This window comes from Pseudomonas sp. NPDC086112, from assembly GCF_044746425.1.
GTDB lineage: Bacteria > Pseudomonadota > Gammaproteobacteria > Pseudomonadales > Pseudomonadaceae > Aquipseudomonas.
In genome coordinates this window covers 1,006-10,615 of sequence record NZ_JBIVCD010000071.1, presented here as the reverse complement: position 1 = coordinate 10,615, position 9,610 = coordinate 1,006, and the positions used below count along the sequence as shown (strand labels likewise).

At 56.7% G+C, this 9,610-nt stretch carries 9 protein-coding genes and 4 tRNA genes; 8 read left to right on the top strand and 5 right to left on the bottom strand.

Going from position 1 to position 9,610, the window contains the following annotated elements:
- From ACIPLA_RS27545 to ACIPLA_RS27525, 5 genes are all read left to right on the top strand, one after another.
- On the top strand, positions 1-491 hold a 491-nt coding region (locus ACIPLA_RS27545), incomplete at its 5' end, for an ACT domain-containing protein (RefSeq protein ID WP_401177562.1).
- A 186-nt stretch (positions 492-677) separates the two neighbouring features.
- Complete coding sequence (gene csrA, locus ACIPLA_RS27540) at positions 678-866, top strand: carbon storage regulator CsrA (RefSeq protein WP_002554426.1); 189 nt, start codon at positions 678-680, stop codon at positions 864-866.
- Positions 867-928: 62 nt separating this feature from the next.
- Positions 929-1,019: transfer RNA gene (locus ACIPLA_RS27535), tRNA-Ser, on the top strand.
- A gap of 107 nt (positions 1,020-1,126) precedes the next feature.
- Positions 1,127-1,203 (top strand) — tRNA-Arg (locus tag ACIPLA_RS27530).
- Between the two features lie 71 nt (positions 1,204-1,274).
- A tRNA-Arg gene (locus ACIPLA_RS27525) sits at positions 1,275-1,351 on the top strand.
- Positions 1,352-1,370: 19 nt separating this feature from the next.
- On the opposite strand, the gene ACIPLA_RS27520 is transcribed toward ACIPLA_RS27525, so the two are convergent.
- Positions 1,371-1,886, bottom strand: a complete 516-nt coding sequence (locus ACIPLA_RS27520; RefSeq protein ID WP_401177559.1) for a cell envelope protein SmpA — start codon at positions 1,884-1,886, stop codon at positions 1,371-1,373.
- A 321-nt stretch (positions 1,887-2,207) separates the two neighbouring features.
- Between ACIPLA_RS27520 and mgtE the strand changes: the two genes are divergently transcribed.
- Positions 2,208-3,650: a magnesium transporter gene (mgtE, locus tag ACIPLA_RS27515; protein ID WP_192344437.1), complete on the top strand. Its 1,443-nt coding sequence runs from the start codon at positions 2,208-2,210 to the stop codon at positions 3,648-3,650.
- Positions 3,651-3,845: 195 nt separating this feature from the next.
- Here mgtE and ACIPLA_RS27510 read toward each other — a convergent pair whose 3' ends face one another.
- A complete protein-coding gene (locus tag ACIPLA_RS27510) occupies positions 3,846-4,172 on the bottom strand; it encodes an Arc family DNA-binding protein (RefSeq protein WP_003178899.1) in 327 nt (108 codons plus the stop codon).
- Positions 4,173-4,558: 386 nt separating this feature from the next.
- On the opposite strand from ACIPLA_RS27510, the gene phnN reads away from it, so the two are divergent.
- A complete protein-coding gene (gene phnN, locus ACIPLA_RS27505) occupies positions 4,559-5,131 on the top strand; it encodes a phosphonate metabolism protein/1,5-bisphosphokinase (PRPP-forming) PhnN (protein WP_218398563.1) in 573 nt (190 codons plus the stop codon).
- Here the strand turns inward: phnN and ACIPLA_RS27500 are convergent.
- Positions 5,106-5,285, bottom strand: coding sequence for a PA3371 family protein (locus ACIPLA_RS27500; protein WP_063342836.1), 180 nt, complete (start codon positions 5,283-5,285; stop codon positions 5,106-5,108). The two genes, phnN and ACIPLA_RS27500, sit on opposite strands and share 26 nt — an antisense overlap.
- A 23-nt stretch (positions 5,286-5,308) precedes the next feature.
- A complete protein-coding gene (locus ACIPLA_RS27495) occupies positions 5,309-5,542 on the bottom strand; it encodes a hypothetical protein (protein ID WP_192344439.1) in 234 nt (77 codons plus the stop codon).
- Positions 5,543-5,834: 292 nt separating this feature from the next.
- On the opposite strand from ACIPLA_RS27495, the gene ACIPLA_RS27490 reads away from it, so the two are divergent.
- Positions 5,835-5,911 (top strand) — tRNA-Arg (locus tag ACIPLA_RS27490).
- A gap of 83 nt (positions 5,912-5,994) precedes the next feature.
- On the opposite strand, the gene ACIPLA_RS27485 is transcribed toward ACIPLA_RS27490, so the two are convergent.
- A partial coding sequence (locus tag ACIPLA_RS27485; RefSeq protein WP_401177555.1) for a beta strand repeat-containing protein occupies positions 5,995-9,610 on the bottom strand: 3,616 nt, incomplete at its 5' end.

The window sequence follows — 9,610 nt, the reverse complement described above, 5'->3', positions numbered from 1 at the left end:
AACATCCGATCATTTCCTGCATCGATTTCAACCGCGATGATGCCAAGCTGACCTTCCGTGGCGTGCCAGACACCCCGGGCGTGGCGTTCAAGATTCTCGGCCCGATCAGTGCCGCGAACATCGAAGTCGACATGATCGTGCAGAACGTTGCGCACGATAACACCACCGACTTCACCTTCACCGTGCACCGCAATGACTTCCAGGCGGCGCAAACCGTGCTGGAAAACACTGCTCGCGAGATCGGTGCCCGTGAAGTCATTGGCGACACCAAGATTGCCAAGGTCTCGATCGTCGGCGTCGGCATGCGCTCCCACGCAGGTGTGGCCAGCCGTATGTTCGAATCCCTGGCGAAAGAGAGCATCAACATCCAGATGATCTCGACCTCGGAAATCAAGGTGTCCGTGGTGATCGAAGAGAAGTACCTGGAGCTGGCTGTGCGCGCTCTGCACACGGCTTTCGAACTGGATGCGCCAGCCCGACAGGGCGAGTAATACGTTCCCCCAAGGGCGCGGTCTGACCGCGCCCTTCGTTTTTTTGAATGGCGCGTACCAAAACTGTTCTTTTGCTCGCGCTAGTCAATACTCAGGCATGTAGGGCTGCGATCGTTCCGGTTGTAGGTCGAATGCCTTTTTTTTGCAGACTGTTGTCCCTGAAATGAAATGCGTGAGGAGAAAGGTATGCTGATTCTGACTCGTCGGTGCGCAGAAAGCCTGATTATTGGTGATGGCGAAATCACTGTGACCGTGCTCGGCGTAAAAGGAAATCAAGTGCGTATCGGTGTCAACGCCCCGAAAGAGGTTGCTGTGCATCGTGAAGAAATTTACCTGCGTATAAAGAAAGAGAAGGACGAAGAACCAAGCCATTAATTTTTATCGTTTTTTATGTTTGCAAACGGGGAAAAGGTTGGTTAAGATACGCCCCGTGTTGCGGAGAGCTGGCCGAGTGGCCGAAGGCGCTCCCCTGCTAAGGGAGTACACCTCAAAAGGGTGTCGGGGGTTCGAATCCCCCGTTCTCCGCCATTATTTGCGTAGTACGTTGTAATCTGGCTTCTTCGGTAAGTTGTTGAAAATACTAGAAAAAGTGCTTTACAAAAAGATTTAACGGCCTATAATGCGCGGCAACAAATGCACTCGTAGCTCAGCTGGATAGAGTACTCGGCTACGAACCGAGCGGTCACAGGTTCGAATCCTGTCGAGTGCACCATTTAAGAGTTGTTTGCAGTAATGTGAATAACTTGGCTTCAACCAGTTGTGATCTGGTATAAAAACACAAATGCACTCGTAGCTCAGCTGGATAGAGTACTCGGCTACGAACCGAGCGGTCACAGGTTCGAATCCTGTCGAGTGCACCAAACACCAAAAAGCCCGCGTTTAACGCGGGCTTTTTGCCGTCTGCGATTTGGCTTTTCCTTTAGTACAACCTTTCTCGTCGAACTCGACATGAGCACTGCGCCCTCGCTTGTTGTCGTAGCGATAGCTTATGGCTGAATTGCGGGTGGTGATTTTGTCGGGTTTGCCGAGCGCACTTTCGACGTCCTGCTGGCTCATGCCGGCAACGACCCGCTGATTGATGATCGCTATGCGGCGTTCCTTCGCGCTGAGCAGATCTCCACATATGCCTTCGGATTGACCAACCACCGTCGGCTCTCTTCTTTGCAATTTCGTACCTGATGTTTCGCGAGACTCGGCCTCAGGCATCAGGGCCGTCACGCTGCCTGGCAGGAACGTGCGTACGTCGTGTGCTGAGAGGCTTTCTCCTGCCGTACAGCTCAAGGTTGTGAAGGTGATGTGCCCATTGGCGGCTTCGCACCGGTGAACGGTCGTGGCGAGTACCTGGGGCGGCAGGCAGAGCAGGGCGGCAAGCAAATAATGAGCAATCGATGGCATTCGACGTCCTCCATGACGGTCTTCATCAAGGGTAGTCATTACATTTTCAGGTGGCGGTGTGTTTTCTTTTCAGGATGAGTCGTCGCAGTTTCATGGATCAGGATGGCGCTCAGGTTTATCTCGCAAGCACTTGTTTCAGCCGCGATTTTTTAACGTTTAAAACCGTCAGGCGGTGTTATCATTGCGCCCGTCAGCCCCGCCGGGGCTTGTGGAATACCTCCATGGACTTACCCAGTAGTTACTCGTTACCCCGTTTTTACAATCATGAATTGACTGATTGATCCTTCCGGCGTGCCCCGCTGCTGGGAGTGGAGTTCGCCTATGTCTGAAGTTGAAGTAAAGAAAACGCAGGAAAGCTTGCAGGACCGCCTCGCTCAAGTCGTTGAGCTGCTGCAGCGCCAGCGAGTGGTCGAAGACCTGACTCATCGCCAGGAAGGTCCGCATCACGACCGGGTCGAGAACCTGGTTCACCGGCAAAACCTCGTCGAGTTGCAACGCAAGCTCGATGATCTGCACTCCGCCGACGTTGCCTACATCCTTGAAGCCTTGCCGCTGGACGATCGCCTGACAGTCTGGCAATTGGTCAAGGCTGATCGCGACGGCGACATTCTGCTCGAAGTATCCGATTCGGTTCGTGAAACCCTGATCGCCGACATGGATGATCACGAGCTCCTGGCGGCGGCCAAGGACATGGATGCCGACGAACTCGCTGACCTGGCCTCCGAGCTGCCGCGAGACGTCGTCCACGAGCTGATGGAAACCCTCGATAATCAACAGCGTGAGCGCGTCCGCTCCGCGTTGTCCTATGACGAGGAACAGGTCGGCGCGCTGATGGACTTCGAGATGGTGACTATCCGTGAGGATGTCAGTCTCGAAGTGGTTTTGCGTTACCTGCGTCGTCTCAAAGAACTGCCAAGCCACACCGACAAACTGTTCGTGGTCGATTACGACGGCGTGCTCAAGGGTGTGTTGCCGATCAAGCGTCTGCTGGTCAACGACCCGGAAAAGCAGGTGTCGGAAGTCATGGCCAGCGACCCGGTGAGTTTTCATCCGGATGAAGATGCTTACGAGGCAGCGCAAGCATTCGAACGTTATGACTTGATCTCGGCGCCGGTAGTCGACAAGAACGGCAAGCTGATCGGTCGTCTGACCATCGATGAAATGGTCGACCTGATCCGTGAAGAGAGCGAAAACGAAGTTCTCAACATGGCGGGTCTGCGTGAAGAAGAAGATATTTTCGCGTCAGTCTGGAAGTCCCTGCGCAACCGTTGGGCCTGGCTGGCGATAAACCTGATCACCGCGTTCATTGCATCGCGGGTGATCGGCCTGTTCGAAGGCTCGATCGAGAAACTGGTAGCACTCGCGGCATTGATGCCGATCGTTGCCGGTATCGGTGGCAACTCGGGTAACCAGACAATCACCATGATCGTTCGGGCCATGGCGCTGGACCAGGTCAGTACCGGCAATACGTCGCGGCTGATGCGCAAGGAGTTGGCGGTTGGCCTGATCAATGGTCTGGTCTGGGGTGGCGTGATTGGTGTGGTGGCCTATTTGCTTTATGGCAGTTGGTCCCTGGGCGTGGTGATGACCGCCGCCATGACGCTTAATCTGCTGCTTGCGGCGTTGATGGGGGTTTTGATTCCGATGACCCTGGCGCGGCTTGGGCGCGACCCGGCAATGGGTGCCAGTGTGATGATCACGGCCATGACTGACAGTGGCGGCTTTTTCATCTTCCTCGGGCTGGCGACGATTTTCCTGCTTTAACGTCCTGCTTCAAAAAACAACCCGCCTGAGCAAGCCGCTTTTCGGAGTCAGGCTTGCCGGCGAAAGCGCTCTTAAGGACGCCTTCGCCGGCAAGCCTGGCTCCTACAAGTCTGGGCCCAATCGGCGGGTTTTTTTTAGCCAAATTTCAGGCAAAAAAAAGCCAGCAATTACGCTGGCTTGAGCTTTCGGGATGAATCAGGAAGCGTCTGCGGCCATTTCGGCGTCATGGGCGATCAGCGAAACCAGAGCGTTTTGCTGGCGGTGGGAGAGCTGGCGGAAGCGCTGCAGCAGTTCGCGTTCGTGCAAAGACAGTTCGGGGCTGTCCAGGCGCATGCTCAACTCTTCACCCAACGCGCCTTCCTGAATAAGGCTTTGCTCAAGGCGCGCGATGATTTCGGAGTTCATGCTGCGATGATGATTGCGAGCCACCTCGGCAATGCGTTCACGCATTCCGTCTGGCAGACGTACGACGAACTTGTCAGCCGTACGGCTGGAATAAATTGCCTGTTTCAATGGGCGCATATATTTAACCGGTTAGTTCAGGGGAGCGGTTCTCGGGATAGGCCGCAGGATGTCAGATAGGACAAGCACTCCGGCCAAATGTTCAACCTGAATTGATAGAGGCGCGCATCATGCCTCAAATTAGCCAGATCATTGGCGTCAATTCTGTGACAAATATTGATCTGGGTAAAGGCTTAATGCCAGCACCTATTACCAGAAATGCGGACTGGTTTGAAAATAATCCATGAGTCCGAATGACTGACCGCGTCCTCTTGCCCGACAGGTGATGCCCGAAGACGCCTGAAGGTGCATGCTATGCGGGGTCGATCCTTGTTCCTTACCTTATACAGGATAGTGGCAAATGGCCGATTTACTAGTCTGGGCGTATGGCGCGGGATGATTTCAGGATGGGTGGCAGGCTAATTTATTTAATGGGGCCTTCGGGATCCGGCAAGGACAGCCTTATCGAAGCTGCTCGCGAGCCGCTGCGCGCACGCAATTGTGAAGTCGTGCGTCGCGTTATCACACGCTCGGCGGAATCGTTGGGTGAAGACGCCATCGAGGTGTCCCGCGAAGAGTTCGAACAACGCAGGGCCGAAGGGGATTTTGCGCTGTCGTGGCAGGCCAATGGGCTCAATTACGGTATTCCTGTGCGCGTAGACCAATGGCTCGCGGATGGTCGCGATGTGTTGATCAACGGTTCGCGCGGGCACTTGGCAGAAGCGCAACAGCGCTATCCCAAGCTATTGCCGGTGCTATTGACGGTCAAGGATGAAGCCCTGCGCGAGCGCCTTTTACGGCGGGGGCGTGAGAGCCCGGCAGAAATTGAAGCAAGACTGCGCCGTAATGCGCTGTTTACGGCTGATGAGTCAATCGAAGGTATGCAGATCTGTCGACTCGATAACTCCGGCGACCTTACTGTAACTGTCGCCAATCTTCTGGAGCTGCTGAACCTCAGCGCAAAACCGGATCGAACTTGATCTTGCGCCCGGCGATCAGCGCCAGCACAAACAGCGCACCGAACACGGCGCAAGCAATCAGGGGCAGGGTGACGACCGTGTCCCCGACCAATGACAAATGAAGGATGCCACTCAGTAAGGCGAGGACGAAAAATCCTGCGGCTGATTTGGACATGCTGTGCTCCTGATGGGGGGATTTCAAAATACCAAGCGTTCGAAAGACTGTGTGCGCAACTGAATAGTCTCTTGGCTCACCTCTTGGCCGACAACACTGCGTTGATCGTTCGTGACTGCCAATTGAGGCGTTTTTTGCAGCTGCAGGTAATGAGGTATGCGTTGAGCAATTGTCGTAGCGTCGTTTTCAGGAAAGAAATGAAAACCCAACAGAACCGCCAAAGCGACCGCGTTCGCGATTAAAAGCGCGCTGTTCATGGGGCTGATCTCCTATGTTTGTTGAAAACAGTCGAAGCAGCCCGCATGCCAAAAGTTTAACGACTATTAAATCCTTTAAAAACAATGAATTAAGATATTTTTGCAAAGGGTCTGCATTGCATTTTGCAATGATGGCATTTTGCAGTGATGCAAATTGCACGGTAAACAAAGCCACGCTCTCGTGAGGCGTCTGCCTACACTTAAAAAGCCCTACGGACGACATGACAAAAGCGGGCCTGCCCGTTAACATGCACGCCGTCCATCGCTGCGCATTCCTTTGCGGGCGACTTGTGTCTCAGTAGCTCAATTGGATAGAGCATCCCCCTCCTAAGGGGAAGGTTGGCAGTTCGAACCTGCCCTGGGACACCACCTATTTGAAAGCCCCACGCAGAGTGATCTGGTGGGGCTTTTTTGTGGCTGTCTGCAGCGGTGGATTCAACTCCAGCCCAACATCAAGCCGTCAGCGTATGGTCAGCCTCCCCAAACCAGGTGCGCACCAGATCGGTACCGCTCGTGCCAGTGTTGGCAAGAACCGCCACATCGGCGAAGTTCGTACCATTGGCTGCACCGTCGGCATCCACCTTCACGGTGATGTCGCTGCCTGATTGCGTCAGTTGGACGAAGTCGGACGCCTGGCTGATACCGCTAACGAAGTTGGCGCTGAGAAGTGCGGAGAGGTCGAGCGCGTCGCCTTCGGCGAAGTTGTAGTCGAGGATGGTGTCCCCACCTTCCGCCGCGTTGAGATAGGCGAACATATCGGCTCCCGCGCCGCCGCTGAGCGTGTCCTCCCCACCACGGCCCGCCAGGATGTCGTTGCCGTCGCCGCCACTGAGTACGTCTGCCGCCATGCTGCCCACGAGTGTGCCACTGGATGCTCCGTTGTAACTGACTTGGGTACCGGCCTCGCCGTCGGTGACCTGGAAGTCCTCCACTGTGTAGTGTCCTAGCAGGTTTACCTCGGCCCGGTGCATGCCGTCGTCCACCGTCAGCAGGCCGCCGCTGCCAGAGGCGTTGGCGCTGTAGCTGAGCTGGGTGTTGGCGCCGAAGGCGAGATCGCCGAAGGTCAGCATGTCATCGCTTTCCAGACCGAGGATGCCGACCAAGGAACCTGCCGCTTCGGCCTGTGCGATTACTAGTGTGCCTGCGCCTTCGCCGTGGAAGGCGACGGACCCGTGTGCTGCGCCGGAAAAGGTCAGGGTCGCGTCGCCGTCGATGGTGGCGCTGCCGTTGCCCATCACGTCGGCCAGCAGGCGCATGTCACCACCGTTGGCCCATAAGTGACCAGAGTTTTCGACCGCACTGGCCACCGTCATGCCGCCTTCACCCGTGGACTCCAGCACGCCGCTGTTGGTGATGGTGTGGGTGCCGGTGTCGAGCACCAGGCTGTTCAGCCCGCTGGCCAGGATCAACCCCGCATTGACCAGCACCAACTGCCCGGCGCCCAACTGGCCGGCACCGGAAATGCGGTTGTCGACGTTGGTCAGCACGGTGTCGGCGCTGCCACCGAAAATCACGTTCTGCGCGCTGTCGGATAGCAGTACCTGGCCGCCACCGGTCAAGGTTGCACCGCGGAACAGAATCTCAAGATTGGTCTCGCTGCCTGTGGAGCCGAGTTCGATGGTACCGCTGTTATGAATGCTGCCACCGAACGGCATGATCGCGCCGTCGGCAATGGTGAGGGTACCGGTATTGGTCATGACCGGATCCACATCGAACTGGAAGTTCGCTTCGCTCAAGTCAGCGGCATCCACCCCTTTGAGGGTGACTGTCTGGCCGGAGCTGATGCTGACCAGTGCATTGCCGTTGGCGTCGTTAGTGATGCTCAAGTCAGCAAAGCTGTTGATGCCCGGGAAGCCGATCAAGTCGATTTTGTCCGCCGTGGCATCGAAACTGTAGATCTGGTTGTTGCCGATCGGCTGGGCGAAGACGAAAGTGTCGGCACCGGACGAGCCAGTCAGGTTGTCGTCAGCGGACAAGGCGAAGATTGGCGCGTCGGGTGCATAGACTTCGATGTTGTTGAAAACATAAGCGCTACCGTCGCTGCCGTCACTATTGCTCCAGTACATATTGACATCAAGCACCAACGCTCCCGCGAAGTCGCTTGGGGTTGTCACCGTCAATGCGCCAGGATCACTGGTCTGCACGGTCCAGGTGCCATCGCCGTTGTCGGTTCCCGCATTGAATATCCATCCCGAGGGAACACCGCTGATTGAAACCGTTATCGGGCCGCTGATATCGCTCGACGGAGTAATGAGGGCTAGATTGATGGGTTCGCCGGCAACGCCTGCCGGAAGGTTTGCACTGCTTCCGGCAGCACCCGCATTACCCGCCAGATCGGCGTAGCTGTTCGCGGTAACGTCGACTTTCACGCTACCGGATTGTGTTCTAGTCAGCGTTGCCGTGTAGGTATCGCCGTCTACCTGCGTGAAGTTACTCCAGGTTCCGCGGGGCGTTCCGCTCGTTGTTGTTACCGTGACGTCCGAAAGGTCGAAACCGCTCACAACCTCACTGAACTGGAATGTGACTGTCGACGTTGAAGGGAAAGGGGTGATCACATTCCCTAAGGCTGTCCCCGTCACTGTCACAGTCGGCGCCACGGTATCAACTGGAGTCTCAACTACGTTCTGCACGTTTACCGTAATTGTCTGCGTGTCGGTTCCGCCATTGCCGTCGGCCACCAGAACGTCCACAACATAGGCATTGTCACCGTCAGCACCACCGACATCCTGGGCATTCTCGTAATCCGGCGCCGAATTGAACGTCAGCACCCCGCTTGAACTGATCGAGAACTTGCTGAAGTCCGTCCCGGCCGTATTCAGGATCGAGTAGCTCAGGGTTTGCGCCGGAAGATCAGCATCGGTCGCCGTTACTGTCGTGACCGCCGTGGTGTTCTCCGCCACATTGACCGAAGCCGTCGCACCACCACCGTTGGAGGTGATCACCGGGGAGTTATCGTTGACTCCCGTCACGGTCACCGCGATCGCCTGGTCGTCAAACAGCGTGCCGTCCGACGCCCGAACAATCACGTCATAGACGTTGTTGATTCCCGAGTCAGTCGGCGCTTCAAAGTTGGGTGCAGAAACAAAGCTCAGCGCGCCGGTGCCTGAAACGATCGAGAACTTCGCGGCATCCGCTCCGCCGACGATGCTGTAGCTCAGGGTTTGCGCCGGCAGATCAGCGTCGATCGCTGCCACCGTCGTGACCACCGTGCTGTTCTCCGCCACATTGACCGAAGCCGTCGCACCACCACCGTTGGAGGTGATCACCGGGCTGTTGTCGTTGACGCCCGTCACGGTCACCGAGATCGCCTGGTCGTCAAACAGCGTGCCGTCCGACGCCCGAACAATAACGTCATAGACGTTGTTGGTTCCCGAGTCAGCCGGCGCTTCAAAGTTGGGCGCAGAGACAAAGCTCAGCGCGCCTGTGCCTGAAACGATCGAGAACTTCGCGGCATCCGTTCCGCCGACGATGCTGTAGCTCAGGGTTTGTGCCGGAAGATCAACGTCGGTTGCTACCACCGTTGTAACTGCCGTGCTGTTCTCCACCACGCTGACCGAAGCCGTCGTACCACCGCCGTTGGAGGTGATTGTTGGCGAGTCGTTGCTGCCGTTAATGGTCACCGTCACCGCAGTCGCGGTGCCGTCGGCGCTAAGTACCGTGAAGGTGTCGGTCAGGCTGTCGCCGACATTGAGTGCGTCGAAGGCCGAGTTGGCGGTATAGCTCCAGTTACCCGCGGCATCGATGGCGAAGGTTCCGTTGGCGCCGGCGGTACCGGATTGGGCCTGGAAGGTTTCCGGGCTGTCGATGTCGCTAACGGTGAGACTGCCGCCGGTGGTGAGTGGGGCATTGGTTTCGGTCAGCGTGACGCTGGCTGAGGACAGCACTGCGGCGTCGTTACTGCCTTTGATGGTGACGGTCACCGAGGTCGCGGTGCCGTCGGCACTGAGTACCGTGAAGCTGTCGTTCAGGTTGTCGCCGACATTGAGTGCGTCGAAGGCCGAGTTGGCGGTATAGCTCCAGTTACCCGCGGCATCGATGGCGAAGGTTCCGTTGGCGCCGGCGGTACCG

What these genes read in the sequence shown, in the direction of transcription:
- ACIPLA_RS27495 (WP_192344439.1), bottom strand. Translation starts at nt 5,542, where the DNA reads ATGAACAGCGCGCTTTTAATCGCGAACGCGGTCGCTTTGGCGGTTCTG.
- ACIPLA_RS27520 (WP_401177559.1), bottom strand. Translation starts at nt 1,886, where the DNA reads ATGCCATCGATTGCTCATTATTTGCTTGCCGCCCTGCTCTGCCTGCCG.
- mgtE (WP_192344437.1), top strand. Translation starts at nt 2,208, where the DNA reads ATGTCTGAAGTTGAAGTAAAGAAAACGCAGGAAAGCTTGCAGGACCGC.
- ACIPLA_RS27500 (WP_063342836.1), bottom strand. Translation starts at nt 5,285, where the DNA reads ATGTCCAAATCAGCCGCAGGATTTTTCGTCCTCGCCTTACTGAGTGGC.
- csrA (WP_002554426.1), top strand. Translation starts at nt 678, where the DNA reads ATGCTGATTCTGACTCGTCGGTGCGCAGAAAGCCTGATTATTGGTGAT.
- ACIPLA_RS27510 (WP_003178899.1), bottom strand. Translation starts at nt 4,172, where the DNA reads ATGCGCCCATTGAAACAGGCAATTTATTCCAGCCGTACGGCTGACAAG.
- phnN (WP_218398563.1), top strand. Translation starts at nt 4,559, where the DNA reads ATGGGTGGCAGGCTAATTTATTTAATGGGGCCTTCGGGATCCGGCAAG.